The organism is Brevibacterium daeguense, from assembly GCF_021729135.1.
Lineage (GTDB): Bacteria > Actinomycetota > Actinomycetes > Actinomycetales > Brevibacteriaceae > Brevibacterium > Brevibacterium daeguense.
In genome coordinates this window covers 26843-51710 of record NZ_JAJTWW010000010.1, presented here as the reverse complement: position 1 = coordinate 51710, position 24868 = coordinate 26843, and the positions used below count along the sequence as shown (strand labels likewise).

Annotated in this window: 29 protein-coding genes; 14 read left to right on the top strand and 15 right to left on the bottom strand. The window is 68.4% G+C overall.

Going from position 1 to position 24868, the window contains the following annotated elements; all coding sequences use genetic code 11:
• Nucleotides 1-30: 30 nt before the first annotated feature.
• Complete coding sequence (locus tag LXN01_RS10210; protein ID WP_236864736.1) at nt 31-525, top strand: hypothetical protein; 495 nt, start codon at nt 31-33, stop codon at nt 523-525.
• A gap of 67 nt (nt 526-592) precedes the next feature.
• Here the strand turns inward: LXN01_RS10210 and LXN01_RS10205 are convergent, their stop codons facing one another.
• From LXN01_RS10205 to LXN01_RS10195, 3 genes are all read right to left on the bottom strand, one after another.
• Complete coding sequence (locus LXN01_RS10205; RefSeq protein WP_236864735.1) at nt 593-1327, bottom strand: SDR family oxidoreductase; 735 nt, start codon at nt 1325-1327, stop codon at nt 593-595.
• Nucleotides 1324-1662, bottom strand: a complete 339-nt coding sequence (locus LXN01_RS10200) for an EthD family reductase (RefSeq protein WP_236864734.1) — start codon at nt 1660-1662, stop codon at nt 1324-1326. The genes LXN01_RS10205 and LXN01_RS10200 overlap by 4 nt, the downstream gene beginning before the upstream one ends.
• A 136-nt stretch (nt 1663-1798) precedes the next feature.
• Nucleotides 1799-2248, bottom strand: coding sequence for a DUF4383 domain-containing protein (locus LXN01_RS10195; protein ID WP_236864733.1), 450 nt, complete (start codon nt 2246-2248; stop codon nt 1799-1801).
• A 197-nt stretch (nt 2249-2445) separates the two neighbouring features.
• Here LXN01_RS10195 and LXN01_RS10190 point away from each other — a divergent pair, with 197 nt between their 5' ends.
• Nucleotides 2446-2817, top strand: a complete 372-nt coding sequence (locus LXN01_RS10190) for a hypothetical protein (RefSeq protein WP_236864729.1) — start codon at nt 2446-2448, stop codon at nt 2815-2817.
• A gap of 23 nt (nt 2818-2840) precedes the next feature.
• Here the strand turns inward: LXN01_RS10190 and LXN01_RS10185 are convergent, their stop codons facing one another.
• The 6 genes from LXN01_RS10185 to LXN01_RS10160 all read right to left on the bottom strand — a co-directional run bounded on the left by LXN01_RS10185 (nt 2841) and on the right by LXN01_RS10160 (nt 8563).
• A complete protein-coding gene (locus tag LXN01_RS10185) occupies nt 2841-4556 on the bottom strand; it encodes a formate--tetrahydrofolate ligase (protein ID WP_236864728.1) in 1716 nt (571 codons plus the stop codon).
• Nucleotides 4557-4599: 43 nt separating this feature from the next.
• Nucleotides 4600-5292 carry an MgtC/SapB family protein gene (locus LXN01_RS10180; RefSeq protein WP_236864727.1) on the bottom strand — a complete coding sequence of 231 codons (693 nt, stop codon included), beginning with the start codon at nt 5290-5292 and terminating at the stop codon, nt 4600-4602.
• Nucleotides 5293-5380: 88 nt separating this feature from the next.
• On the bottom strand, nt 5381-6010 hold the full coding sequence (locus LXN01_RS10175; RefSeq protein WP_236864726.1) for an HIT family protein: 630 nt from the start codon (nt 6008-6010) through the stop codon (nt 5381-5383).
• Between the two features lie 107 nt (nt 6011-6117).
• A complete protein-coding gene (locus LXN01_RS10170) occupies nt 6118-6486 on the bottom strand; it encodes a hypothetical protein (protein WP_236864724.1) in 369 nt (122 codons plus the stop codon).
• 189 nt (nt 6487-6675) lie between these two features.
• Nucleotides 6676-7932: a DUF4389 domain-containing protein gene (locus tag LXN01_RS10165; RefSeq protein ID WP_236864722.1), complete on the bottom strand. Its 1257-nt coding sequence runs from the start codon at nt 7930-7932 to the stop codon at nt 6676-6678.
• 46 nt (nt 7933-7978) lie between these two features.
• Nucleotides 7979-8563 carry a flavodoxin domain-containing protein gene (locus LXN01_RS10160; RefSeq protein WP_236864720.1) on the bottom strand — a complete coding sequence of 195 codons (585 nt, stop codon included), beginning with the start codon at nt 8561-8563 and terminating at the stop codon, nt 7979-7981.
• Between the two features lie 130 nt (nt 8564-8693).
• Here LXN01_RS10160 and LXN01_RS10155 point away from each other — a divergent pair, with 130 nt between their 5' ends.
• Nucleotides 8694-9815 (top strand): magnesium and cobalt transport protein CorA, encoded by a 1122-nt coding sequence (locus LXN01_RS10155; RefSeq protein ID WP_236864718.1) that lies wholly within the window; start codon nt 8694-8696, stop codon nt 9813-9815.
• Here LXN01_RS10155 and LXN01_RS10150 read toward each other — a convergent pair.
• Nucleotides 9793-10518 carry a universal stress protein gene (locus LXN01_RS10150; protein ID WP_236864716.1) on the bottom strand — a complete coding sequence of 242 codons (726 nt, stop codon included), beginning with the start codon at nt 10516-10518 and terminating at the stop codon, nt 9793-9795. The two genes, LXN01_RS10155 and LXN01_RS10150, sit on opposite strands and share 23 nt — an antisense overlap.
• Nucleotides 10519-10538: 20 nt before the next feature.
• On the opposite strand from LXN01_RS10150, the gene LXN01_RS10145 reads away from it, so the two are divergent.
• From LXN01_RS10145 to LXN01_RS10100, 10 genes are all read left to right on the top strand, one after another.
• Nucleotides 10539-11096 (top strand): glycosyl hydrolase family 65 domain-containing protein, encoded by a 558-nt coding sequence (locus tag LXN01_RS10145; protein WP_236864831.1) that lies wholly within the window; start codon nt 10539-10541, stop codon nt 11094-11096.
• 108 nt (nt 11097-11204) lie between these two features.
• Complete coding sequence (locus tag LXN01_RS10140; protein ID WP_236864714.1) at nt 11205-11648, top strand: transcription initiation factor TFIID subunit 7 family protein; 444 nt, start codon at nt 11205-11207, stop codon at nt 11646-11648.
• Nucleotides 11645-12625, top strand: coding sequence for an FAD:protein FMN transferase (locus LXN01_RS10135; RefSeq protein ID WP_236864712.1), 981 nt, complete (start codon nt 11645-11647; stop codon nt 12623-12625). Before LXN01_RS10140 ends, LXN01_RS10135 begins: the two co-directional genes overlap by 4 nt.
• Nucleotides 12622-13275, top strand: a complete 654-nt coding sequence (locus tag LXN01_RS10130; RefSeq protein ID WP_236864703.1) for a ferric reductase-like transmembrane domain-containing protein — start codon at nt 12622-12624, stop codon at nt 13273-13275. Before LXN01_RS10135 ends, LXN01_RS10130 begins: the two co-directional genes overlap by 4 nt.
• The gene (locus LXN01_RS10125; protein WP_236864701.1) at nt 13272-14516 is read left to right on the top strand and encodes an NADH-ubiquinone oxidoreductase-F iron-sulfur binding region domain-containing protein; all 1245 of its coding nucleotides are present in this window, start codon (nt 13272-13274) and stop codon (nt 14514-14516) included. Before LXN01_RS10130 ends, LXN01_RS10125 begins: the two co-directional genes overlap by 4 nt.
• Nucleotides 14513-14734, top strand: a complete 222-nt coding sequence (locus LXN01_RS10120) for a ferredoxin (RefSeq protein WP_236864699.1) — start codon at nt 14513-14515, stop codon at nt 14732-14734. Before LXN01_RS10125 ends, LXN01_RS10120 begins: the two co-directional genes overlap by 4 nt.
• 63 nt (nt 14735-14797) lie before the next feature.
• Nucleotides 14798-15472: a response regulator transcription factor gene (locus LXN01_RS10115; RefSeq protein WP_236864697.1), complete on the top strand. Its 675-nt coding sequence runs from the start codon at nt 14798-14800 to the stop codon at nt 15470-15472.
• Nucleotides 15469-17028, top strand: a complete 1560-nt coding sequence (locus LXN01_RS10110; protein ID WP_236864695.1) for a sensor histidine kinase — start codon at nt 15469-15471, stop codon at nt 17026-17028. Before LXN01_RS10115 ends, LXN01_RS10110 begins: the two co-directional genes overlap by 4 nt.
• Before the next feature lie 68 nt (nt 17029-17096).
• Nucleotides 17097-18086 (top strand): universal stress protein, encoded by a 990-nt coding sequence (locus LXN01_RS10105; protein ID WP_236864693.1) that lies wholly within the window; start codon nt 17097-17099, stop codon nt 18084-18086.
• A 12-nt stretch (nt 18087-18098) separates the two neighbouring features.
• Complete coding sequence (locus LXN01_RS10100) at nt 18099-19787, top strand: bifunctional lysylphosphatidylglycerol flippase/synthetase MprF (RefSeq protein WP_236864691.1); 1689 nt, start codon at nt 18099-18101, stop codon at nt 19785-19787.
• Nucleotides 19788-19896: 109 nt separating this feature from the next.
• On the opposite strand, the gene LXN01_RS10095 is transcribed toward LXN01_RS10100, so the two are convergent.
• From LXN01_RS10095 to LXN01_RS16540, 5 genes are all read right to left on the bottom strand, one after another.
• A complete protein-coding gene (locus tag LXN01_RS10095) occupies nt 19897-21066 on the bottom strand; it encodes an MBL fold metallo-hydrolase (RefSeq protein WP_236864683.1) in 1170 nt (389 codons plus the stop codon).
• A gap of 72 nt (nt 21067-21138) precedes the next feature.
• Nucleotides 21139-21372: a PLDc N-terminal domain-containing protein gene (locus tag LXN01_RS10090; protein WP_236864681.1), complete on the bottom strand. Its 234-nt coding sequence runs from the start codon at nt 21370-21372 to the stop codon at nt 21139-21141.
• A 100-nt stretch (nt 21373-21472) separates the two neighbouring features.
• A complete protein-coding gene (locus tag LXN01_RS10085; protein ID WP_236864679.1) occupies nt 21473-22522 on the bottom strand; it encodes a universal stress protein in 1050 nt (349 codons plus the stop codon).
• A gap of 99 nt (nt 22523-22621) precedes the next feature.
• Entirely contained in the window at nt 22622-23128 is a 507-nt protein-coding gene (locus LXN01_RS10080) for a PIN domain-containing protein (RefSeq protein ID WP_236864677.1), read from the bottom strand.
• A gap of 7 nt (nt 23129-23135) precedes the next feature.
• Nucleotides 23136-23582, bottom strand: a complete 447-nt coding sequence (locus tag LXN01_RS16540) for a four-helix bundle copper-binding protein (RefSeq protein WP_500676685.1) — start codon at nt 23580-23582, stop codon at nt 23136-23138.
• 296 nt (nt 23583-23878) lie between these two features.
• Here LXN01_RS16540 and LXN01_RS10070 point away from each other — a divergent pair, with 296 nt between their 5' ends.
• A complete protein-coding gene (locus tag LXN01_RS10070; RefSeq protein ID WP_236864673.1) occupies nt 23879-24868 on the top strand; it encodes a universal stress protein in 990 nt (329 codons plus the stop codon).

The window sequence follows — 24868 nt, the reverse complement described above, 5'->3', positions numbered from 1 at the left end:
CTCTCCCGAACAGGAAGTGAGAACTCGACGATGACTCCTGTACCCGCTGGCACCGCTCCCGAGCACGACGACAAGACATCTGAGACCAGCGCGCCCGTCCAGTCGTATCGGTCCGCCCGCGCAGACCGGATCATCGCAGTCATCCTGCTCGTCATCGCAGTTCTGAATGTCCTCGGGTGCGCCGCGGGCGCCTGGGGACTGGCAGCGGGAGGAGCCGAACTGTTCGGGGTCGACATCCTGGCGGGCACGCGGTTCGCGGGCATGTACGGAGCAGGAGCGGCGCTGCTCGCCCTCGTCGGGGCAGTGCAGCTGCTCGCGGTGATCGCCCACCTGCTGCGCAGCCGATGGACGGCGGCCGCGCACGCCCTCGCCGGATTCACCATGATGACGTGGATCGTCGGCGAGTTGCTGGTGGTCGATGTCTACTTCTTCCTGCAGCCCCTGTATTTCGGCATCGGCGCGATTCAGGTGACGGGAGTGCTCGTGCTGCTCGGGGTCTTCCGACCGACCTGGCGACCGCGCTGAAGAGGCTGCAGTCCGGCCGGTGAGCCCGGCGCCGTGCCGGCGATGCCCCGCCGAAACCCGTCGCGAATCAGAGTGAAGCACCTCCGTCGACCATCAGCGTCTGCCCCTGCACCATGGCGGTCTCGGCTCCCGTGAGGGCCTCCACGGCGGCGATCACATCAGCGAAGCGCAGTCCACGGCCGCTGGGGTTCGCGGCCGCCGCGCGCTCGAGCCGTGTCTGGGCCTGCTCCCCGAATACCGTGCGGAACGCCGGCGTGTCGAGAGCACCGGCGGCGACAGTATTGGCTCGGACCCCGCGCGGGGCGAGCTCGACGGCCAGGTAGCGAATCAGCGCCTCACCCAGAGACTTCGACGGGCCCAGCGCCACGTATTCGGGAACGAAGCTTCGTGCGCCTCGGCTGCTGATGTAGATCACGCTGCTGCCGGGCTTGAGCACGGGCAGCAGCCCCTGCGTGAGCGGGATCAGCGAGGTGCCGTTGACTGCGATGGCACGAGCCAGCTGCTCAGGATCCACATCGAGCGCTCCACCGGTGACGGCCAGCGCGGCGCAGTGGACGTACAGCGCGAGGTCGTCCGTCTCCCGGAGCACACTGCTGAGCAGCGAGTCGACTCCGTCGTGCGTCCCCATATCAGCCTTGACCAGTATGGCCCTCCGCCCGAGCGCCTCGACGGCGCTCCTGGCATCACTCGCCGCCTCGTCATTCGCGTGATAGTTGATGATCACATCGTGGCCGAGGTCTGCCCAATGCTCTGCGATCGCTCGGCCGATTCCCGAGGAGCCGCCCGTCACCAGAACCGTCATCGATCCTCCACATCGACGATGACCTCTTCACCGGTGCCGACGGTCAGGCTCACACCGAACCTCTCGATCATGGCGCCGGCGTCGGCTCGCATTGCAGCCCACTCCTTGGAGTGCTCGCCGGCCTCCAGGTCCGACTGCGAGTCGAAGACCAGCTCTGCGACACGGTAGAAGGCCGGGTCACCGCCTTCGAGTCCAATCGCGGTCCGCGTGGTCACGAGCCGACGGAGGCGCGGCACAGCTGCGGCTGCCGGTGCGTGAACGTCACGGTAGTGCTGCTCGAACGACGCTTCGTCCTCCGCGCGGGGCGCGGACCAGCAGGCTATGAGCTTGTACACATCAGGTCCCTTCGTTCGAAGCGCTCATCGTCGAACGCCCTCATTCTGAACCGTACCGGAGTCAGCGGAAACAGGGCAGGGGCCCGGCCCCTCCCGGTGCCGGCCCCTGCTGAGGCAGCTTGAGGCAGCTTCGCTGTCACACGATTCCGGCCGGCGGATCCTCCTTGACGGGCAGGAAGGACAGCGCCACCATCGACACCGCAAGAACCAGGTGCAGCCAGTTGTCCGCGGTGTTGAGCGGCACGAAGTTCGCCTGCGAATCGAGATCGATGATGAGCCCGTAGATCCAGAGCACTGCGTAGATCAAGCCGCCCCAGAGCAGGTAGGTGCGAGAGCTGCGCGAGCTGCGCCACACCATGGCGCCGACGACGCCGTAGAGCAGGTGGACGGCATTGTGCAGAATGGAGACCTGGAAGATGCCCAGCAGCATGGCCTCGGAATCATGGCCCGCAATGCTCAACGCATCGTAGTTGGTCGTGACGCCCGGGATGAATCCCAAGAGCCCGGCGAGCAGGAACACGACGCCGTACAGAAGTGCGACGTACTGGATCGGCGAGCGAGTACGGGTCGGTGTTGTGGCAGACATTCTCTATCTCCTTCGAGAATCGAGCGGATATCTACTAGTGGAACCGGCTACCCACCACCCCCCTTGACCAGGGCGTTCCCATTTTCAGCCGCACGTGGACCGCGCCTGTTGATTATCAAGATACCTTGTCAGGTAGAATACTGGAACCTCGCCGCGGCGAGAGGATCGTCGCCGGAATTCTCAATGGGGAGAACGAAATGGAAGATCAGCTGCAGATTCTTGTTCGCGCCGAGACCAGCACCACCTCGATCGTGATCCAAGCGGAGGGCGCGCTGACAGCGAAGACCGTCGGTTCACTGCTGCGAGCAATCGCGCGCGCCGGCATGCTTCAGGGGTGCTCCGGGATCTATCTGGATCTCCGCAGGCTGGAACGGACAGACCCGGAGGCCTGGGCGTCGCTGGAGGAGTATGTGCAGGCATTCGGGCGCCAGCCGCCGATCCGAATCGTCAACTCGTGGAGCACCGACTCCGCACCCACTGCAGGACCAGCAGAGCGGCGTTCCGCCGTCCCGCACGCTCCGGCGAAGAAGGCACGGCGGAAGACCTCTCCGAAGCCGACAGCACTCTGAAGTTCAACAGCACTCTGAGAGAATCAGAACAGCCCGATGATGTTCCCGGCCTCGTCGACGTCGATCTGCAGCGCAGCAGGTCGGCGCGGCAGACCGGGCATCGTCATGATGTCGCCGCAGATGACCACGACGAAGCCGGCACCCGCTGACAGCCGCACGTCCCGCACCTGAAGTCGATGACCGGTGGGAGCGCCGAGCGCCGCCGGATCGTTCGAGAACGAATACTGCGTCTTGGCGATGCACACGGGCAGCTCGCCGTACCCCTCGTCCCGGAACTGGTCGAGCTTGCGCTGCACCTTGGGCGGAATGTCCACTCCCGAGGCGCGATAGATCCGGGTGGCCACCGCCTCGATCTTGGCCTCCAGCGACATCCCGAGCTCGTAGCAGTACCGAGCCGCCCCCGGCTGGTCGCCGCCTCGCTCCCCCGCGGCGACGACTGCGCGGGCCAGATCGAGGGCGCCGGCACCGCCGTGCGCCCAGTGGTTCGCCTCCACCGCAGTCACGCCGTGCTCAGCCAGCATTCCGATCACCCGGGCGACCTCTGCATCAGTGTCCGAGGGGAACCGGTTGATGCTCACAACGGCGGGGATCCCGTACACCTCCTGCAAATTCTCGAGGTGGCGGAGCACGTTGGGCAATCCTGCCTCGACGGCCGCGACGTCCTCGGTCTCGAGGTCTGCCCTGGCCACCCCGCCGTGGTACTTGAGCGCCCGCACCGTGGTCACCACGACCGCGACGTCCGGCCGCAGACCGGCGGCACGGCACTTGATGTCCAGGAACTTCTCCGCTCCCAGGTCGGCGCCGAAACCGGCTTCCGTGACCGCCCACTGGCCGAACCGCAGCGCCGCCGTCGTCGCGAGCACGCTGTTGCAGCCATGGGCGATGTTCGCGAAGGGCCCGCCGTGGACGAATGCCGGGGTGTGCTCGATCGTCTGCACGAGGTTGGGCTGAAGCGCAGTCCTCAGCAGCGCCGTCATCGCCCCGGCAGCCCCGAGATCGTCGACGGTGACCGGCTCTTTGGCGCGAGTCTGAGCGACGACGATCCGCCCGATCCGCCGCTTGAGGTCCGACAGCGAGGTCGCCAGGCAGAAGATCGCCATCACCTCGCTGGCGACGACGATGTCGAAGGAGTCCTCACGCGGAATGCCGCCGTTGTAGCCGCCCAGCCCGATGGCCGTCTGCCGCAGGGCGCGGTCGTTGAGATCCATCACCCGGCGGATCGAGATCCGGCGCGGGTCGATGTCGAGCTCGTTCCCGAAGTGCAGGTGGTTGTCGAGCATCGTGCACGCGAGGTTGTTGGCCAGCGCGATGGCGGCGAAGTCGCCCGTGAAGTGGAGGTTGATGTCCTCCATCGGCAGCACCTGGGCCCAGCCGCCGCCGGCAGCCCCGCCCTTCATCCCGAAGACTGGTCCGAGGCTGGGCTCCCGCAGCGCGAGCACGGCCGGCTGCTTGCCGGGCACCGGCTCCCAGCCGTCAGCTCGGGCCACCTGATTGATGGCGTCCGCGAGGCCGATGCTGGTGGTCGTCTTGCCCTCGCCTGCCGGGGTGGGACTCATCGCGGTGACGAGCACAAGGCGGCCGGCCGGCGCCTCGGCGTCAGAGGTGATGTGGGCCAGCGGCACCTTCGCCGCGTAGTGCCCGTAGGGGATGATGTCCTCGACCGTCAGCCCGACGGAGGCTGCGATGTCCGCGATGGGCCGCAGCGTGGCCTGCGAGGCGATCTCGATATCAGACGACATGGCACAAGTATGCCGTGAGTTCGGCAGCGCGCACGAGCACCTGTCAGTCGTTCTCCTCGTGAGCGGCTTCGACGTTGAACACGCCAGGAATCTCCGAGAGCGCTTCGAACAGGTCGCCGTCGTCCGCGCCCTTCTGCGGTGTGAATCTCAACGTCGCGACCACGGCCGGCCCGTCAGGCCCTTCTGCGCGTCGGGTGTGTGACAACGCGACTTCGAATCCGCGCTCCGAGACCGTCCGCAGCACCTGCCGCAGGACGCCCTTGCCGTCGGCGTACCGGACTGCGTAGATCCGGTCCCGGCTGGCCCGCGGGATCCGCCGCATCACCAGCGTGACCAAGGTCGTCGCCAGCAGATACAGGGCAACGGTGACGGCCGCGGTCAGCGGCATCCCTGCGCCGCAGGCCATTCCCACGGCTGCGGTGACCCAGACGGATCCCGCAGTGGTCAATCCGGACACGATATTCTGGCGCACGAAGATCACTCCGGCGCCGATGAAGCCGATGCCGCTGACGATCTGAGCGGCGATCCGGGACGGGTCGAGAACCACGTCGCTGCCGATCACTCGGGTGAAGCCGTAGGCGGAGACCAGTGTGAACAGCGCCGATCCAAGACCGACGAGAATGTGGGTGCGCGCTCCCGCGCTCTTGTTGCGCAGCTCCCGCTCGAGGCCGACCATCCCGGAGAGGACGAAAGCGCACAGGAGCAGGACCGTCTCGGTCAGCAGAGTATCGCTCACAAAGTCGATCTCCACTCCGACACCTCCCCTTCCGCGGCCGCCGGCGGGACTGGGATGCCCGTCAGCCGCGGGTGGCCTTGCCGAAACCCTACGCCCAGCCGAACCGTTCCTGGTAGACGTGGTCGCACACGCTCTCCTCGGGCGCCCACTGTTCCGGCGCTGCGAGCGGTTCCTGCGTCTCGGTGTCGACGAGCCAGCACTCACCGGCCCGGATGCGCACGCGAGCCGCCTCCTGGTCGTAGTCGAAGAGGTTGATCTTGGGGCCCAGGGTGAATACGTGGGCATGCACGTGCCCTGCTACCGACATCGCCGAGGAACCCAGGCCGTGGATGAAGATCGCGTGACCGTCACGCCGAAGCCGGCCCTGCCGGAGGTAGAACCGCTCCCACGCCTCCTTGTCGATCTCGAGCAGCTGGTCGACATCCGCGACGTGGTAGCTGGGAGTCAGCAGCTGATGGCGAAGCACCTGCTGGTCGGCGAAGTGCACGTACGGATAGATGTTCTCGCCGAGGATCGGCTCGCTCGGGTCGGTGACACCGGATTCCCGGGCCTTGCGGATCATCTTGCCCATCGGGCACGGGCGCCGGTCCGGGAAGACCTTCCGCTCCGCGGCGATGTCGTGCTGGTACTGCGCCTGCACCTGTGGGTGGCGGGCACTCGTCGCCTCGAGCACCGGCGTGGCGGTCTGCTGAGCACCCTGCTGATTCTGCGTGGTCACGCTCAGCGAGTATACGGGTCAGCTGCCGAGCTCCAGTCAGGTGCCGTGCTCCGGTCAGCTGCCGCGATCAGCCAGGTGCGGCGAGCCCGTCAGCTGCCGCGTTCCAGTCAGCTGCCGAGCAGCTGCCGCTGGGCTTCCTCCCTGGGCAGGCTCTGCGCCTCCTGCGATGCGCCGAGGAGGTTGCTGGGACGGCAGGACTCGTCGAGCCGGATGGGCGGATGCTCGCCGACGGCCGCGGCGAACCCCTCCAGCGCGGACCAGGCCTCCGGGTCCAGCCGGTCGAGCTTCCACAGATCAACGTCGATGCCGGTGCAGCCGATGAGCATCACCGCCCGCTCGAGGGTACGCAGCAGGGAACCGACGGTCTCCACGGTCAGGCTCCCCTCGGCTTCGATGGCGATCTCCGTGCTGCTGGGGTCGGCGTGCACGACGATCTGGAGCTGGTTCTTCAGGTTCGCCGTGTCCTGCTGAGTCATGATGCTCCTGAGGTTCCCGTTCCGATGGGCCGAATCCGCTGGTCTCAGCGGCAATGCACCTTGCTTCCGAAAGGGATATTACACAGCAAGGAAGATTGCCGTCATAGATGTCTCACAATCCGTACTGCCGACCTCTCGGACTCCGCGCACCGCCTGCTGGTCAACGGCATCTGCGGCAGGCCGGCGGTCTCACGGGCGCGGTGCGGCCGGTCCTCCAGAAACCCCTGGGCCTCCCGGCGCACCTGGGCCTCCGGGTGCGGCTGGACCTCCAGGTGCGGCTGGACCTCCAGGTGCCGCTGGGCCACCCGGCGCTCCTGGACCACCTGGACCACCCGGCGCGCCTGGGCCTCCCGGCGCGCCTGGGTCTCCTGCCCGGCCCGGCGCTCCGGGCGCCGTCCAGCCCGCAATGGGCTGCGGCTCATCGGATCCCTGGTCGAGGCGGAAGGGCGGATACTCGTCGCGCAGCAGCAGAACATAGGCGCCCACCCGGTTGACCCACCGGTTCAGCCCCATGATGAAAGCGAAGAGCTCCGGCCGATAGCGACCCGTGAAGAGCACGATGACGCCGGCGATGAGCACGAGCAGCCCCAGCAGGGAGAAGCCCCACCCCGACGACATCTGACCGTCGCCATCTCCGGAGCTCCAGCCGCCACCCGGCGTCGTGATGATGCCGACGATCAGCAGGTGCGGAATCGCCAGCAGCCACCACTTCACGAGCACCATCCAGTTGGACAGCCGCTCCGGGTAGGCGACGTCCAGGTCCGCCGGATACTCGGCATGCGCCAGCGAGAACGGTGGGTACCGGTCCGTTCCCAGTGCTGAGTATCCGTAGAATCCCACCCGCCACGACCAGCGCGCTACTCCGACGCAGAAGAAGAACCAGGAGCGCGGATAGCGGCCCGTGAAGAGAATGGCGAGGCCGGCGGCGATCGTCGTGACCAGAGCGGCGAACCACAGGAGCGCCAGGACGAAGTAGTGGGGAATCGCGAGCAGCCATTTGATCAGCCACAGGGCCCTTGACAGCTGCGGGTCGAGGAAGCCGGTGAGCCGCACCGGGTAGACCGGCCGCCCTCCGTCGGCGGCGAACGGGGCCACACCTCGCTGCTGCTCGTCGAGGTTCCGTCCGAGGCTCCTGGCCCCGAGCAGCAGCAGCGGGATCCCGACGAGCAGGCTGACGAGCCCGGCGATCAGCAGCCCCGGCGCCAGTGATGTGAGTGCTTCCTGCTGCGCCGGGTTCGGCAGATCCGCATCGGTCGGCCGCTGCCACTGCTGCCGGCGGCCGCCGGCCAGATACGCGAAGAGGCCGATGCCGCCGCCCATCAGACCCAGGCCGACCATCGTCAGCACTGTTCCGAGGATCAGCAGCACCCAGTGCCCGGGATTGGCGGTGACACGGCCCGCAGCGGCGGGCGGATACGGTGGTGGTGGTCCTGCCATCGTGGTCATTGCGACACCTTTCGCTGGGAATTCACGCCGCGCGGCCTGCCGCCGGCTATCCGGTCTGCCCAACCTTCTGTTCGCCTCGGCCGGTGACCTCAGTGCGAACGCCGCGGGCCCAATCGTCGATCTCCTCCCAGTCGCGCAGGTCGCCCAACCGCCCGCCGATGGCGCGCAGGACGATCCTGACCCAGCGGGGAAACTCCTCGGCGGCGGCCACTCCGGAGAACAGTCCGTGGCCGCGAGGGCGAGCCTGCTCTCGCAGTGCCTCGGCCAGCTTCCGGTTCTGCGCCGCCTTCGCCGGAGCGCGCAGGAAGCGCGGCAGCGCGCCGCTCATCCCCACGCTGAAGAGCCACACCGGGCGCGCACGCAGCTCTGCGGAGTGGCGCTCCACGAATTCGGCGGCCTCCGGCAGCCACGACTGGCTGTGAATCGCACTGCCGAGGACGACGGCGTCGAACCCCTCCAGGCGGTGCACGTCCTCAAGCGGTCGCACCTCGACCGTCAGCGTCTCGCGCACCTCGGCCGTCAGCGGGTCGCGCACCTCGGCCTTCGGCGTGTCGCGCAGGACGGCGGCGATCCGCCGGGCGATCTCTGCAGTGGACCCATGGGCACTGGAGTATCCGATCAGAACTCTCATCGTGGACCTCTTCGTCGAGTACCGGATCAGGTCCTTCCAGAGTAGAACCGTCGAACGACGGAAGGAAGCCTGACTCCTGTCTGATCTGGGACAATTCCAGCAGACACGTTCGCCGGACCGGGAGATCGCAGTGGCAGATCCGCGTTACCTCAACCAACACTCGGAGCGGCCCACCCGCTGCAATGCCGGCGACCACTTCGTCCTCTACATCGAGGCGGACGCGGTCGCCCATCCCCGGAGCGTCGCCGAGGCGGCAGACGCCCTCGATCTCGCGCTCGACCAGCACTCGAACGAGCAGCCCTTCCTGTGGATCGACCTGCTGCGACCCAGCCGGGAGGACCTCGCTGAACTCGCTGCGCGCTTCGATCTGCATCCGCTCGCCGTCGAGGATGCGGCCGAGGCGCATCAGCGGCCCAAGTACGAGCATTACGGCACCACCGACTTCGTGGTGCTGCGCCCGGCCGAGGCCGCTCCGACTCCCTCCGAGAGTGATGTCGCGAGAGATCCCGCGATCATCGACGTCCGAGTCGGCGAACTCCACGTGTTCGTCGGTGCCGCGTTCGTCATCCTGGTTGCCCATACGGACTCGGTGGACCTGCCGGCTGTGCGCAGAGCTTTCGAGCGCGACCCCCGCTTTCTCGAGTTCCCGCAGCTGTCTGCTCTCTACCGGATCATGGACGAAGTGGTGGACGGCTACGAGCCCCTGCTCAGCGCCCTGGAGGACTACGGAGACTCCCTCGAGGAGCGCATCTTCGGAACGGGCCCGGTCCCGTCGCGGGACGTCTACTACCTGTCACGCGAGCTCATCGAGCTCGGTCGCGCAGTGAATCCGCTGGGCGGCCTCGCGGCCTCGCTGCACGTCTCACTGGATCGTCACCGCCCACCCGAGGATCTGCTCCGGGGAATGCGCGATGTCACCGACCACATCCACACGGCGATCGAGCGCCTGGAGCGGCTGCGCACCGTGGTCCGGGAGATCTTCAGCGTCAATGCCACGCTGATCGCCGAGCGGCAGAACGACGACATGCGGCAGCTGAACGAGCTGTCGATCCAGCAGAACGAGCAGATGAAGAAGATCTCCGCATGGGCCGGCATCTTCTTCTTCCCATCGCTGATCGCCGGCGCGTACGGAATGAACTTCAAGCACATGCCGGAGCTTCACTGGCTGCTGGGATACCCGTTCGCGCTGGGGCTGATGCTCTCCGGCAGTCTGCTGCTCTACCTGGTGTTCAAACGAGTCGGATGGCTGTGATCGTTCTTCCCCATCGGCACGATGAGGACCGGCCCGTGAACCGCGCTTGAATGACCGGAATGCCGAAGCTGTATTCGACCGGATTCGGGAACCAATGACCTTCGACGTTCAGCGGTGCCGCCGAGACCAGGGTCAGCGGGCGGCCCAGCGCCCGCGCTGCCTCGGCGGCCTGGAGGGCGACCGGGAGGCCGCTGTCGCCGACGTCGATTCCTGCCACCACTTCGGGGTCGAAGCTCATCACAGGGTGGACGTTGGTGCAGGGTCGGCGCTCCGGTGACCGCTGCCCCGACTCCGCCAGCAGCGCAAAGTGTTCGTCGTCATGCGCACCGGTGTGCGCCTGTTCCTGTTCCTGTTCCGGCGCCGGCGCTCTGGCTGAGGAGGAGTGCCTCGTCTCCGGAACCACCAGCGTCGGGCACCGGGAATGCGAAGCGAGCTTGCCGAACACGCTCCCCAGGAAACGGCCGGCGAACCGATTCCGTCCGTGCCTGCCGACGACCATCAGGCGAGCCGATCGGCTCGCCTGGACGAGCACTCCTCCGGCGTCGCCCTCGACTGTCCGGGCGGTGGCGTCGACTCCTGCATCTTCGGCGCGCTCGAGCAGGCCGGAGACCACCGAATCGACCGCTTCGGACACCGCCTGTCGGTAGGCGTTCGACCACCGTCCGCCGCCGCTGTCGGGGACCGGCCCGGCGAACGCCGTCACCAGACGCAGACTCCAGCCGTCTGTTCGCCCGCCTCGGCTATGAGCTGCCTCCTGCACTGATCCCGCGCACTGTCCGCTATTACCTGGAGCGCACCAGCCATGGCTCGACGCTCAGTCGGGTCGTCCATGCGTGGGTGGCTGCTCGCACTGACCGGGCCGGGTCCTGGGCGCTCCTCACCGAGGCGCTGGAGGCGGACTTGGCCGACACTCAGGGCGGTACGACACGGGAGGGCGTTCACCTCGGCGCGATGGCCGGCACCGCGGACATGGTGATGCGCTGCTATGGAGGCGTGGAGACCCGGGACAACGCTCTGTGGCTGCACCCGGCGCTGCCGGACGAGCTGAACTCCGCCTCCTTCGAACTGAGCTATCGGGGGCAGCCGGTGACCATCGACGTGACGAGCCGCCGAATGCACATCCGACTCCATTCGGGCTCGGCCGCCCCCATCCGGGTCTGCGCCGAGGGGATGACGAGAACACTCGGTCCCGGCCAGGTGTGGGAGGTGGCACTGGGCCCCAGAAGTCCGGCGCGGAAGGACCACCGACGAATGCCCTCCTCCGGGTACGGACAGCCGTGACGGGTCCGCGATATCGGGTCACTCCTCGATTCCCGCCCTGCAGGTTCAGGTCTGCTTCAGGTCCTGCGTCCTACCGTTGGAGCACCATCCAGCGGAAGGAACACGACAATGAACAACTCGCCTGCAGCTCGCGCCATCCGTCGCACCACGTTCGGGGTGCTCGCGGTCGCGGCCCTCCTGTCGGGCGGGCTGACTGCCGGTCTCGCGGCCACCACAGGCGGCACGGGCACGTCATTCGATGATGATGCAGCTGAATCGGCTCCCGCACCGGGAGCAGAGAGCGCCTCCGACCACGGCTCGCAGTCACGTGCAGAGTCGTCCGGGTCCGACGAGGATCACGGGACCGAGAGGTACGACGACCACGAGCACGGGTCGGACGAGGAGTACGAATCGGACCATTCGCAAGACTCCGCCAGGTCCCACTCCGATGTCGAGAGGCCAGAGGACGCCGGCACCTCGGGCAGGGCTTCGACCCACACCCCCGGAACCACCACCGACACCGCCCCCCGCTCCACGCATCGGGCGCCCGTCACCTCTTCGAGCGGATCATGATGCGCGACCCTGCTCCCACCTTCCACGCAGCGCGCTTCCGGGCGATCGGAGCTGAGCACGAGATTCTGTGCAGCGAGGAATCCGCGCGTCCCATAGCTGTCGCCATCGCCGAAGACCTCCTTGCCGAACTCGATTCGGCTGCGTCTCGCTTCCACGTCTCCGAGCTCGACAGTCTCAATCGCGCCGCACTGCACGGGCCGGTCACCGCCGAAATCAGTCCCCTGCTGGCCGAAGTTCTCCGGGCAGCCTTGTGGGCGGCGGCGGACACCGGCGGTCTCAACGACCCCACGCTGGGAGCCGGGCTGCTCGCCGCCGGATACGACGTGGACATCGACGCGGTGCGCTCCAGGGCCCCGCACGAGTGGGCGGCCTGGGTGCCGCCGGTTCCGTCGGAGAGGTCCTCCGGATGGCAGAACGTCGAGCTTCGCGGACGGCGCCTGACGCTCCCGGCGGGGACCCTGCTCGACGTGGGCTCGATCGGAAAGGCCTTCGCGGCCGACGCCATCGCAGCCCGCTGCGACTCCCAGCTGCCCGGCGCGTTCGTTGTCAACTGCGGTGGTGACATCGCACTGGCCGGCCTCGCTCCGAGCTCCGGTGTCCCGCTCGGCATCATGGACGCGCACGACCGGCTCGTCGACGCCGTGGAGCTCAGCGCCGGCGGAATGGCGACCTCGTCCACGCAGCTGCGCCGCTGGCAGCGCGACGGTCGCAGCCTGCATCACATCATCGACCCCCGCAGCGGTGAGCCGGCCCTTCCGGTATGGCACACGGCCACCGTCACGGCCGCGAGCGCGGTGGCGGCGAACGCTGCCAGCACCGCAGCCATCGTGCTCGGAGACGCCGCCCCGGACTGGCTGGCAGGGCGCGATGTGCACGCACTGCTGGTCGGCGCCGACCGACGCACCGCCATCAGGTGGCCCACCACGGCGGTCCCGAACCGCTGCGACGGAGTCACGACCGAGGAGGCAGCGGCATGACAGGAGAGCTCCTGTGGTTCATCTCCCGCTCCGCCGGGCTCGTCGCTCTCGTGCTGCTCACCTCGGTCATGGTGCTCGGCATGCTCACCGCGGCTCGGACCGTCCACGGCCGCGCCGGCGGCGCGGCTGCCGTGGTCGCCGGCGTCCACCGGACGCTCGCGCTCGGCGCCATCGTGTTCCTCGCCGTCCATGTGATCACCGCTGTGGTCGACGACTATGTCGACATCGGCTGGATCGCAGCTGTGGCGCCGTTCGCCTCGGGCTATGAGCGAGTCTGGGTCGGGCTGGGGACTATGGCTCTCGACATTGCGATCACCGTCGTCGTGGTGTCGCTGGTCCGGCACCGCATCTCTGAACGCTGGTGGCGCGGCATCCACTTCCTGACCTACGCCGCATTCGCCTTCGCGGTCATCCATGGTCTCGCCATGGCGGCGAGCGGACTGACAGTCGCAGCATGCGTGGTCAGCGGCGGCGTGTTCGGCGGCGCTCTCATCCACCGGCTCGTCCACCGCGATCGCGACCGGCAGGCGCGTGCCGGCTATCCGGGCCTGCTCGAACTCCGCCCACCCCACCGCTCTGCGGAAGACACCGGACGCACGCGCCGCGCTGCCGACGTCACCCGCCGCACTGCCGAGAGGACCCCGACATGACACCGCGGCAGGGCACACTCTCCGGCGCGGTCGCCGCAGCCGGTCTCGGCGGTCGCGGCGGCGGCGGGTTCCCCGCAGCTCGCAAGCTCGACGCCGCCCGCTCCTCTCACGCCCGCCTCATCGTGAACGCCTGCGACGGCGAGATCGGCGCGGCGAAGGACCGCTGGGTCCTCGATCACCGGACTGCTGAGCTCCAGCACGGCATCGACCTCATCCGGGCGTGGAGCGGCGGACTCCCGCCGCTGCTCGCGATCCACGCGAGCTCGCTGCGCGCGGGCGATCCCGATCACCCCACGTTCACGCCGGCGCGCCGAGCCGCGCTCGACGAGCTCGCCGCCGCCGGGACCGACGTCCTGACCGTGCCGGATCGTTACGTCGCTTCGGAAGCGTCCGCCATTGCCGCGGCAGCCGCCGGAGCCGATGCCCGGCCTGTGCATCACAGCAGGCCTCTGACGCAGCGACGTCGCCTGGGAGAGCCGGCGATCACGACCGGACGTGACCGCGGCCGGGTCACCGTCCCGCCGACGTTGGTGCTCAATGCCGAGACGGTGTGGCGGATTGCGCAGATTGCCGAGCACGGCCCCGAGTGGTTCCGCTCGCTGGGAACCCCCTCGGCCCCCGGCCCACAGCTGTTCAGCGTCGCGTGGAACGGCATCGTGTCCGTGTTCGACAGCACAGCCGGGGTCCGCCTGACCGAACTGCTCGCCGGCGCCGGTGCTCCCGTGTCCAATACGAGCATCGGGGGCCTCGGCGGAGTCTGGGCCAATCCGACAGAAGCGGCGGCCGCCGTGCTCTCACCCGAGGGGCTGGCACGCCTCGGCGGCATTCCCGAGGCGGGCGCCGGGCCGACGGTCCGATGCGGACGTCCGCCCTCCGGAGTCGGGTCCGGAGCAATCACCGTACTCCCGCCCGACAGATGCCCGGTCTCGAAGATCGCCGCCTGGCTCCGGTACGCCGCCCGCCAGTCCGCGCGCCAGTGCGGGCCGTGCATGTTCGGCCTCGACTCGCTCGCATCCCACTGGTCCGGCCTCAGCACCGGCGACACGACGCTGCCGCGTCTGCAGACGCTTCTGGCGGAGATCGACGGCCGAGGCGCCTGCGGCTTTCCCGACGGCGTGGCCGCCATGACGCGAAGCGCGCTGCGCGCCTTCCCGGACGAGATCGCCCGCCATCACCGCGGGCGCTGCGCGGCCGAGGCGGCCGCGCCCGCACGGGCGATTTTCCACGAGGCGCGACCATGATCGAGATCGACCGCACCGCCTGTCGGGCGCACGGGGTCTGCGCCGGTCTGTTCCCCGAGGCCGTCACTCTCGACGAATGGGGGTACCCGATCATCGGCGAGTTCGCCTCGCGCCGCGATGAGCGGACTGTTGCGGCTGCCTGTCCTGCGCTGGCGCTCCACCTGACAAGGCGGAAACCGGAGCCGGACCGCTCGGCATCCGACCGCTCCAGCGCCTAGAATTCTGTTCAACTCGCCCGCGGCCATCGGCGGACGCGCGGCGCCTCGCGGACGGAGAGAAGCGTGCGTGTGCTCATCGTGGAGGACGAGCGCGTCCTGGGCGAAGCGCTGCGTTCGGGGATGACCGCGGAAGGCTTCGTCGTCGACCTCGCCCAAGACGGGATCACCGGGTCCTGGCTGGCCGCGGAGAACCCCTACGACGTCCTCGTCCTGGACCTCATGCTGCCGGGAAAGAACGGGTACGACGTGCTCAAGGACCTCCGTGCAGCCGGCAACTGGGTGCCGGTGCTCATGCTCACTGCCAAGGACGGCGAGTACGACCAGACCGATGCCTTCGACCTCGGTGCCGACGACTACCTCACCAAGCCCTTCAACTTCAACGTGCTGCTGGCTCACGTACGCGCCCTGATTCGTCGCGGTGCCCCACAGCGTCCCGTCGAGATCCGAGTGGGCTCGCTGCGGCTCGATCCCGTCCGCAAGACGGTGCACCGCGGCGACACGCCCATCCAACTCACGGCGAAGGAGTTCCTGGTCCTCCAGTTCCTCGCCCGCCGTGCCGACGAGGTCGTGTCCAAGACCGAGATCATGGACAACGTGTGGGACACGGCGTATGAGGGATCGGAGAACATCGTCGAGGTGTACATCGGCTACCTGCGCAAGAAGATCGACGTGCCGTTCGGCCTGACCACGCTCACGACCGTGCGCGGCATGGGCTATCGACTGCAGCCGGATTCATGAGCGGTTCAGCCGGAGCCCAGGAGAGTCCGTCCGATCGCCGACGGCGTCGGGGCCCGCACCACTGGGGAATCCGCGTCCGGGCCGCGCTGGCCGGGGCAGTCATCCTGGTTCTGGCGTTGGGAATCGCCGCTGTTCTCACCCACATCGCCGTTGAGCGGGCAATGCTCTCGGCAGCCCACGACGCGGCTGCCCGGCAGGCCACGGAGATCGCCGATCGCCTGAGCCAACCGCACCTCGACGGCACGGACGAGGACGGCACGGAATCCGACAGCACAGAATCCGACGGCGGAGATTCGGACAGCCCGGAAGGTTCTCCCTCCGACGCGATCGAAGACCGGGAGCGGCTGGGCGAGGCGCTGAGGGAGGCCGGATCCCGCGGCAGCATCGTGCAGGTCGTCGACGCCGGTGATTCCGTGGAGGCCGCCTTCCCCGAGTACGAGACGACTCCGCTGACGGAGTCGACCGACGAGCACCAGCTCGTCGTCGCGAGCCACTCGCTGACATTGGACGGCCGCCCGGTGGAGGTGGTCGTCGGAGTCTCGACCGAGGTGCAGGCCAGGACTCTCTCGGAACTCACCTTTCTTCTCCTCATCGGCGTTCCTCTCGTCGGGCTCGTGGGCACTGCCGCGATCTGGTGGCTGGTCGGCCGTGCGCTCCGTCCAGTGAGGTGCATGGCTGCCGAAGTCGATGCGATCACCGCGTCCCGGCTCACGGATCGGGTCGCGGTTCCTCCCACCCAGGACGAACTCGCGGCGCTGGCCACGACGATGAACCGCATGCTCGGTCGGCTGGAAGCGGCCGACCGCGCGCAACGGCAGTTCTTCACCGATGCCTCGCACGAGCTGCGATCCCCGCTGGCCGGGCTCCGGACTTCGCTCGAGATCGCTGCCGGGCAGCAGACCGCTGGTGCCGATGATGCGCAGACTGCGGAAGCACTGCGGTACGACGCTCTCCTGGGGGAGACGCAGCGCTTGGGAAGCCTGGTCGAGGATCTCCTCACCCTGGGAAAGGCACAGGAAGGCGGGTGGAGCTTCCAGCGTGTTGACACCGACCTCGACGATGTCGTCGCCGGCGCTCTCGAAGCCGTGCAGGGCGATCGGAACCTCGAATTCGACGTGCACATCTCCCCGGTACGGGTGACCGGCGATCCCGGGCGCCTGCGACAGATCGTGAGCAACCTGCTCTCCAACGCGGTCCGTCACGCGAACTCGGTCGTGGCGGTGCGTCTGCAATCGTGGGATTCCGGGCAGGCCGCTGAGGCCGACGACCTCACTGTGACCGACGATGCCGCCGCGGCGATCGCAGGAGTGGACGCGGGTACGGGGGTCGCTGTCCTCGAGGTCGACGATGACGGTGCGGGCATACCGCCGCAAGATCGCGATCGAGTGTTCGAACGGTTCGTGCGGCTGGACGATTCCCGGCAGCGGGACTCAGGCGGCTCCGGCCTCGGCCTGCACGTTTCCCGAGAGATCGCCCGGGCACACGGCGGGACGCTGACTGCAGGCCTCTCCCCCGAAGGGCGCACTCGCTTCACCCTCGCATTGCCGCTCGGATAGACCTCGGCCGCCCCATCCGAGTCTGCCCTTACCTACCCTTCGCCTCGCTCCTCCATTACCGTTGATCCATGGCACAGGAAGCGGAGGGCGAAGATGCCCGCGAATCGGTCGTGCTCGTCGGCATCGATGGTTCCGCCGACAGCGAACGAGCCTTCGAGCTGGCCCTGAGGACTGCGAAGTCCCACGGGTGGCAGTTGCGCGCTGTCACAGCCTTCTCACTTCCATATGTGCCGAACGAGCATTTTCCCGGGCTGTCGGACAACTACGACGTCGCTGCCGCTCAGGCGGCGCAGGAGATCCTCGGCAGAGCCGCCGCGCGCGCGGCACGAGCGGGAGTGCCGGTCTCGACACGAGCGGTCAAAGGCGGCCCGGCCGCGGTGCTGGTGGAAGGAAGTCGGGACGCTCGCTTGGTAGTCGTCGGGCAACGGGGTCGCAACCGCTTCTCCGGTCAGCGTCCCGGAAGCGTGTCCGCCCAGCTGGCAGCCCACTCGCACTGTCCCACTCTTGTGGTTCCCGGGGAACCGGGACTGAACCGGTCGGGGACCGGGGCGCGGGAAACGGCGGAGCCGCACAGGCACCAGCGTGAAGCTGCAGGGGGCGACCAGAGCCGGTCGGATTTCACGTCCGATATCGTGGTGGGGATCGACGTGGGCCATCGTGCTGCTGCGACTGTCGCGTTGACAGCCGCCGAAGCCGCGCAGGCGTCCGGGCGCTCCCTGGCCCTCGTCGCAGCAGCCCCGCTCAGCAGCTGGTTCCCCCTGCCCAGGCGGCACGATGCGGAGCTCGGACGACTTCGCGGGAAATACATGGATTATCTGTCGCACATCGCCGACGTGATCGCTCAGGAGCACCCGACACTGCCGGTGCGCCGGCAGTTCTTCGACCATTCGGCAGCGGATGTCCTGACAGAAGCATCGCGCACCGCGGTGCTGGTGGTGGTCGGCACCCGCGGCCGCGGAGGGTTCGCGGGTCTCCTGCTGGGCTCCGTGAGCCGAGCGCTGCTGAGCGATGCCGTCGCTCCGGTTCTCGTGGTGCCCACCAGGAAATCCGACTCATGAGAGCGTTGGACGATGAACGACATGGCGGAGTTCTATCGGCATGACCGTGCGCGACGTGTCGCTGCCTACCTGGTCGCTGGTCTGGCATTTGTGGGGTTGATCTCCGCGGCGTCCTCGCCATTGCGCAGCATGCTGACCGAGATCCTTCAGGTGGTGCCATTCATCGTCCCGGGCACGGCGGCTGTGACCTTGGTGTTCGTATCCTTCGCGCTGCTGCTGGCGGCGCGGGGCCTGCGGCGGGGGCACCGGCTGGCCTGGGTTGCCTCGCTCGTGCTCCTGCTGGCGTCTGTCGTATTGCACGTCGTGAAGGGCATCGACATCGAGGAGGCGGTGCTTGCGGCTGCTGGTGCGGTCTGGCTTGCCGCGAACCATCGGGCCTTCCCTGTGCTGCCCAGTCGCGCGGCAACCACTCGGGCGATTCTGGTCGGGGTCGGAGGAACCGCAGTCACACTGCTCGTCGCCGTCGCATTGGCGGCGCGAGTGGATCGTCGCCACCATCGCGACGTGGACCAGACCATCGCTGACCTGGTCCATACGATGGGCGGGAACAACTCCCTGCCCGTGACCTTCGGCGGACCTTTCGCGACACCGGTGCTGGTCGCCATCGGCCTCGGCGCCCTCGGCAGCGCGCTGTGGCTGCTGCTCTCGCCACGATTTCCCGCTCCCCTGACCGGCAGCGCCCATCACGCCGAGCGGGAACGGGCTCGGGTGGTGGTCGAACGGTATGGAGGGGGCACGCTGGACTACTTCGCGCTGCGTGATGACAAGCAGTGGTTCTTCACCGGCGACAGCCTGGTGGCGCACATCGTTCGCGGCGGTGTATGCCTGGTGTCCCCGGACCCGATCGGCCCGCCGGCCGAGCGCGCACAGGTGTGGATGGAATTCATGACGTATGCGGAGCGCTCCGGCTGGTCCGTGACGGTGCTGGGTGCCTCTCCCCAGTGGTTGCCCACCTACGAGGCCACCGGGCTGCATGGTGTCTACCTGGGGGACGAGGCTGTCGTCGATTGCCGCACCTTCACCCTGGACGGACCGTCGATGAAGAGCCTCCGACGCGCATACCGCCGCGTTCAGCGAGCCGGGTACTCTGCCAGTTTCCACGATCCGGCGGCATTGGACGAGGACCTGCGCCGGGAGCTGCGGGAAGTATCGACGCAGAGCCGCCGTGGCGACGTCGAACGCGGCTTCTCGATGACGCTCTCCCGCCTGTTCGACCCGGAGGACACCGGTTTGCTGCTCAGCATCGCCCGGGACACGTCCGGGCGCGTCCAGGCATTTGTGCAATGGGTGCCGGCGCAGGGCATCGAGGGTTGGTCGCTGGACGTGATGCGGCGAAGAACCGAGGCCGACCTGCCGAACGGCGTGATGGACTTCCTCATCACCGAGACGATCTACCATGTTCGAGACCAAGGAGGCTGCGGCCTCGGCCTGAATTTCGCCCTGTTCCGAGGCATCGTCGCCGGTGAGAACAAGCGGCGGTCGGCACGGGCGGCCCGGGCGCTCCTGCGGCAGGCTTCCCGCCGAGCCCCGATCGAATCGCTATGGAAATTCAACGCGAAGTACCAGCCGTCATGGGTCCCCCGTTACGTGATGGTCGGCAGCATCGACACACTTGCCAGCCAAGGCCTGGCCATCGTGGACGCGGAGGGCATCGCCGATATCCCGCGGCTCGGCCGGCTGCTGTCCCGCGATTCCCCATGACACTTGCGCTGCCGGTCGCGCTCGTGGGCACAGCCGGGCACGGCGCAGGCCCCGTGCTCCCAGCAGCCGCCGGCCCGCAGCACGGGGCCGAAAAGGCGTGCCGAGGGAATCACGAGGACCCCGAGGGGTCCGGGTCAGAATTGGGAGCAGGTGTGGAGCTTCCCGCATCGATCAGGGACGAGGGCTCAGTCGGCGTCTCCCGCGACAGGTACGGAACGCGGGCCGGCGCAGCCTGCCGGAGCACAAATCCGGTCGCGCGACGGCGGATCCGCTTCGAAGGATGCTGCGGAACCCTTACGGGCCGGGTCACCGCGGTCTCGCCACGTGGACGGAAGAAGATCCGCTTGGTCACCTCTATCAGGGCAAGGTAGCAGATCACCAACCCGCCGAGCGCCAGATAGGGGCGCGCCGCGGACACCCGGCGGTACTCGGTCAGCGGCGCCGGGCGTGGCGAACCGGGTGTGCTCCGGGCCACACTGCCCGGGCTGTGCCTGCCCTGTCCGGTCCGGCGCAACCCGGCGGCGAAGTCCGACAGCAGGCGCGTCGCCTCGGGCCCGGTGAGCGGGAGCCCGTGCCCGGGAGCGAGCACGTGCGGCCGCAGGTCCGCCAGAGCGACGATCGATGCCTCGGCCGCCGGACGATCCCACGTCGTGATCCATGGTGGACCGCCGACCCGCTGCGCGCCGGACACCAGTCCGGTCGGCGAATTCACGTCCACGGTCAGCACCGCATCGCCGGCCAGGAGCACGCCGTCCGCTTCCCGCAGGAGGGCGATGTGGCCAGGCGTGTGACCCGGCGTCGGCACGCACCGCCACTCGGGCAGCCCAGGCACGCCGGCGGCCGGGTCGAAGGTGCGGACGACATCGGAGAGGTCGGTCTCCTGCATCGCCCCGGAGGGCAGCAGGCGCATCACGGGGCGCAGCACCCGCCGGTCCAGGGGATTGGCGTACTCGTCGAGCAGCTTTCCCTGGGCCTGCGGCACCTCGGCCGGGTGCACGTGGACCCCCACTCCCCAGCGGCGGGCCAGCTCCGGCAGCGATCCGGTGTGGTCCGGGTGGATGTGGGTGAGCACGATCGCCGCCGGACGGGCGCCGGTGCCGTGCAGCAACTCGGCCGCTGCGACGATCGCCTGCTCCGAGCCCGGCCAGCCGGTGTCGACGAGCACCCAGCCCACCGCGGAGCGTAGAAAGTAGACGTTCGAGGCGAACCGGCCGCTGCCGGTCCGCCGCACGTGCACCCCGGCGGCGATCTCCGTCGGCTGAGATCGTGTGGTGTTCACCTCGGTCTGCCTTTCCGGTCGCGTCCTCGACGCCCGGTCTGCCGGGTCACCCGATCGGTGCCCGCCGAGCTGTCAGCGTCGGATGCCGCGGGTGAAGTACAGGATGGGACCGAGGAAGTTGACGGCGATGATCGCAGCCCACTTGCCCTTGCCGCCCCTCACCGCCGAGGACGGCCGGAAGGCCAGGTCGGTCCAGGCGGTCACGGCCAGCGAGACCTGGACCGACGCCAGGGTCAGCACCGCGGCCTGCTGACCCGAGCTCAGATCCTTCCACCGGCAGGTCCTCGTGCACTTCTTCCGGTTCATGCCCGTCCTCTCTGCTGTCTGCTCATCGAGTTCGCCCTCCGCAGCACTGCGCTGCGGCTGGTCGGTCTGTGGGGCTGGTTCGCCTGCCGGTTCAGGCGGGTTACGTGTGCTTCCTGGTGGGCACCACCAGGAGGGGCGAGGCAGTGCGGTTGAGCACCTTCTGGCTCACCGACCCGAGGAGCAGACCGGTGAATCCTCCGCGCCCGCGGGTGCCGACGACGACGAGGTCCGCTGTCCTGGTTGCCTCCGACAGCACACCGGCCGCCGACGCGTCGAACAGGCGCCAACGCACCTGCAGACCCTCGAACTCGGCAGCGACTTCGTGCGCGACCTGCTCCAGCCGCTCGACGTTCTCGGCGTTGAACCGGGAGATCTCTGCGTCGTCCGGAGCGGGGATCGGATACGAGAAGACGCCGGTGCTCAGCGGGATCGCCGCGACCAGGGTCAACGGCGCGCCGAGCATCGCCGCCATCTCGGCGGCGTGGCCGGCGACTGTCGAGGCCGCATGACCGAGGTCGATGCCGGACACGACCTCGCCGTCGAAATTCAGCTCATCGGCGACGTTCTCGAACTGCCCGGGTGCAGGCCTCGGATGCGAAGACTCAGCGACGAGTTCCGTCGGTTCGGCCTCGGCTCCTTCTGGACGCTCCTGCAGCGGGGCGAACAGAGCGCCTGCCTCAGCTCTCTGCCACTTCTCGGGCACCACCAAAGTCGGGCAATGGCCGTGGGCGGCAAGGCTGCCGGACACGCTGCCCAAGAACCTGCCCGCGAAGCGATTGCGACCGCGTTTGCCGACCACCGCCAGGGACGCTGTGCGGCTGTCCTCGATGAGCACTCCGGCAGCGTCCCCTTCGACGATCCGAGTGCTGACGTCGACGCCCATGGCGCGCGCCCGCTCCACGAGTCCGGCGACGTGGGCCTCGGTCTCCTCCAGCGCCGCTCTTCGATAGCTCTCCAAGGTGTCGGGCGGTCGGTAGCTGCTGTAGCCGTAGACCTCGTAGGACAGGAAGTGGACCGCGACGAGCAGCAGCGGCTGCTGCCGTCTGACCGCCATGGCCAGCGCCACCTCGAATGCCCGTTCGCTGTTCTCGGAACCGTCGGAACCGACCAGGATCGGCCGCGTTCCGGTTCCGTCAGGAATGTTGTCCACATCACGATGTTACCGATCGAGGACCAGCGTTGGGAATAGCGATCGGCCTGAGGCCGAGCCTCCGGTGCGCTCGTGGTCACACTCTCCGAAACGCTTCCCTCACCGGACCCGCCCCGGTCCTGAATCCTCATCGAACCCGTTGGTCACCCGGTCCCTGAACGGATCGGCCGGGTGGCCCTCAGGCGCGGTGCGGCTCCGGCGGTCCGCGAAGGAGTCGGCATTCCTGCGACCGCCCCAGCAGCGGAACGCCAGGGGTACGACCTCCAGCACCAGCGGAACCAGTTCGGCGCGCTGTTCGGCGGCCTGTGGGTCCATTCCCCAGCGAGCGAGCTTCGCTGCGACTTCCCGATGGCCCCAGATCCGGCCCTCGATGGACGCTCCTCGCACCTCGTCACCGAAGGTCAGCGTCACCTCGCGGTCGCTGAGCTCTTCCGCGAGGTGGCGGACGGGTGCCCAGGTGAAGAACCACATGTGGTGAGCGGCATCGATCTCGACCAGACTCAGTCGGCGTTCTGCCGATCGGCATCCCGCCGCCCCGACCTCGAGGACTGCGGAGCGTGCTTGCCGCGCAATCTGGGCGATCACTGCCGCATCGGTGCTGTTCATCCTGCGCTCACTTCGCCCTCCCGAGGCGGTCGAGCACATCCTCGCACAGGCGTCCGCACCCGTGGCTCGCGCCGGCGCACATTTCGCTGCGGACGTCCGACGCCGTCTGCTCGCACTCCTCGGCGCAGACTCGGCACGCCTCACGGCATGCTTCGAGCACGATCAGGGCAGTGTCCGCGCCGAGCCCGAATCGGCGCAGAGCGCTGGCCGCCGAGATGCACGCCTCAGTGCTGACGCGGTGAAGATGAAGGATCATGAGATCCGCGTTCTGGTCGGCCAGTCTGGCCGCCACGCATTCCTCGCTGACCTTGGCGCACTCCAGGCATGCGGCGATGCATGCGCTCACCAAGTCCTGATCGCTCACCAAGTCCTGATCGTTCAACAGGTCCTGATCGGTCAACAGGTCCTCGTGGCGGTCGGCTGACGGCGCAGTGCCGATTCTCAGCTGGTTCATCCGGTGCCTCTTGCTCTTCCTCGAAACGGAGCGGCCAGATGCGGTCGACAGCGACCCGCCGATGGTTCCGCGCATCCGATTCTGCTGCTGTTCTGACACGGCCGAGCACTGCGAGGTGCCGGGGTCCCACACACCGTATCGGTGACGTGAAGCACAACGACAGCCCGCGAGCGCCTCTCGGCGGTCGCTGCGGTTTCCTGCGGCGACATGCGGGAAACCGCACGGTCGTGTCACCCCGCGGACTCCACGCGTCCGATCAGTACCCCGGAACGCTGCGAACCCCCTACCGTTGCCTCATGGAACACGCAGCTCATGGCAGCGTCGCCAGCGGTTCCGTCGTGCTGGTCGGAGTGGATGACTCGGCGAACAGTGAGAGGGCCTTCGAGCTGGCGCTGGACATCGGGAGGTCTCAGGGTTGGCCGCTGCGCGTGGTCACGGCCTTCTCCTTCCCGTATGTTCCCGACGCACACCATGCGCGACTCTCGGAGAGCTACGGGGTGTCGGCAACGCAGGGCGCTCAGGCGCTCGTCGACGGGTTCGCGGCGCGCGCGGCGGCGGCAGGGGTCGACGTGGCCACCCGCGTGATCGAGGGCAGCGCAGGCGGTGTGCTGGTCGATGAGAGCCGGTACGCCCGACTCGCCGTGGTCGGCAAGCGTGGCCGCAACCGCTTCGCGGGTCAGCAGCTCGGGAGCGTTTCGGCTCAGCTGGCGGCGCATTCGCACTGCCCGACCCTCGTCGTCCCCGCGGTACCCGACGCCGGGGAAACCTCACGCGGAGATGAGCAGAAGCCGTCGCGTGAACCCGGCGACAACTTCGAGTGCGGCGAGAGGGGCGACGACGAGCTGGACTTCAGCGGTGAGATCGTGGTCGGCATCGACGTCGGCCACCCCGCCGCGTCGACGGTCGCGCTGACCGCAGCCGAAACCGCCGAACTGTGTGAGCGCCCCCTGACCTTGGTGGCCGCGGCCCCCTTGGATGCGTGGTTCCCGCTGCCCGCGCGGCACCGCGCAGAACTCGGTCGACTCCGCGAGCAGTACTCCGACTACCTCGAGCACATCGCTGATGTGATCGCCGATGAGTACGCGTCGCTGCCGGTCCGCCGGCAGTTCGTCGACGGGTCGCCCGCGGACATTCTCGCCGAAGCCTCGCGGACGGCGGCGCTGGTCGTCGTCGGGACGCGCGGACGCGGCGGATTCGCCGGTCTGCTGCTGGGCTCGGTGAGTCGCGCGCTGCTGGGCGACACCGTCGCGCCGGTGCTGGTGGTGCCGGTGAGGAGCGTGCCGTGA